The sequence below is a fragment of the Nocardia sp. CC201C genome (genome assembly GCF_030010695.1).
Classification (GTDB): Bacteria; Actinomycetota; Actinomycetes; order Mycobacteriales; family Mycobacteriaceae; genus Nocardia; species Nocardia otitidiscaviarum.
In genome coordinates this window covers 1-1,562 of record NZ_JASCXP010000709.1, presented here as the reverse complement: position 1 = coordinate 1,562, position 1,562 = coordinate 1, and the positions used below count along the sequence as shown (strand labels likewise).

General features: G+C 68.4%; 3 protein-coding genes. 1 reads left to right on the top strand and 2 read right to left on the bottom strand.

Annotation, left to right across the window (positions count from 1 at the left end; all coding sequences use genetic code 11):
• Positions 1–308, bottom strand: a 308-nt coding sequence (locus tag QK444_RS36150) for a DoxX family protein (protein WP_282786604.1), incomplete at its 3' end; no start/stop codon positions are given.
• Between the two features lie 126 nt (positions 309–434).
• Complete coding sequence (locus QK444_RS36145) at positions 435–602, bottom strand: DUF1272 domain-containing protein (RefSeq protein ID WP_282786602.1); 168 nt, start codon at positions 600–602, stop codon at positions 435–437.
• 236 nt (positions 603–838) lie between these two features.
• Here QK444_RS36145 and QK444_RS36140 point away from each other — a divergent pair.
• A partial coding sequence (locus QK444_RS36140; protein ID WP_282786600.1) for an RDD family protein occupies positions 839–1,562 on the top strand: 724 nt, incomplete at its 3' end.

The following is a 1,562-nucleotide window of genomic DNA, read 5'->3' as shown; positions in this document are numbered from 1 at the left end:
ACCAGGTACAGCACCGGGAACACGACAGTGCCGTACGACCCGGCCCGCAGCACGGTGACCACCGCGCCCAGGAAGTACAGGATCAGCCCTACCGCCGCCAGCACGCCGACGACCGGCACGAACAGCCCGACCACGAGGCCGATCGAACCCGCCGCCTTGGCCAGCCCCAGTGGCGTCCACCAGGACCGCGGCACCCCGTACCGCACCAGCGGATCGACCACCCACGAGACGCGCCGCAGCAACGAGAAGGCCGAGAACCCGACCCACAGCGCGGTCGCGACGGCACTGACGACATATCCGGTGTTCATTGGAATGCACTCTCCCTCAACAGCTTTCGCATAGCCCGCGGTTAGCGCCGAGCTGGTTGTTCATCAGGTCGACGGCGCGGGACCGCGATGTGTGACACGGCTGCGAAATCCGGGGAACGGGCGCTGTCAGCCCCTGCGGCGCGGCCGATGCACCAATTCGCCGCCGCAGTTCGGGCAGGTCCGGTCCATGGCCGCGGCGCAGTTCGCGCAGAAGGTGCACTCGTAGGAGCAGATCCAGGCGATGCCCTCGGGGTTCAATCCTGTCGTGTGACACCGCTCACATACTGTTCTCATCTCGAGCGCCACCGTCGATCCTCCTACGCGCATCCCAATATCGATCTTCGGTCGCGGCGACCCCGCGGCCGGGGATCTCGGTCGTTCGCGGCGGATGTCGTCAACTCGGCGCGCCGCGAGAGCCGAAGTGCACCAGACTGTAGCGAGCCCGGACCCCGAACGGCCCGCCCGGCACACAGCGGGCACCGGATCGGCTACCCGTCCGTGCCGAAATATCCAACCCCGCAAGGAAAAGAATGAGTTACCCGAACAACCCGTACCCGCAACAGCCCGGCTACGGGCAGCAGCCCTACCCACAGCAGCCGCAGTACGGGCAGTCGAACCCCGGCTACCCGCAGCAGCCGCAGTACGGGCAGTCCAACCCGGGCTACCCGCAGCAGCCGCAGTACGGGCAGTCCAACCCGGGCTACCCGCAGCAGCCGCAGTACGCCCAGTCCAACCCCGGCTACCCACAGCAGCCCGCGCACGCCGCTCCCCAACCCGGTTACGGCGCACCGCAACCCGGCTACCCGGCTCCGGGCGCACCCGGCGGCTACGCGCCGTACGGTCCGCAGGCTCCGCTCGCCGACTGGGGTTCCCGTGCGGGCGCCTACATCGTCGACGGCCTGATCTTCGGCCTGCCCGCCTCGCTGCTGTACGTCATCGCGAGCGTCGCCGGTACCGAGAGCATCACCTGTTCCACGACCACCGGCCGGTGCACGGGCGGCGGCCTGAGCGGCGTCGGCGTCATGTTCATGCTGCTGGCCTTCGTGGTCGGCATCGCCGGTCTGGTGTTCCTGGTCTACAAGGAGGGCACCACCGGACAGACGCCCGGTAAGAAGATGCTCGGCATCCGTCTGGTCGGGGAGGCCACCGGTCAGCCGATCGGCTTCGGCACGGCATTCATCCGGAAGATCTGCCACGCGGCGGATTCCTTCGCCTGCTACATCGGCTGGCTGTGGCCGCTGTGGGACGAGAAGC

Bases quoted from the DNA above. Each gene is read 5' to 3' on its own strand.
- QK444_RS36145 (WP_282786602.1), bottom strand. From the start codon at position 602: ATGAGAACAGTATGTGAGCGGTGTCACACGACAGGATTGAACCCCGAG.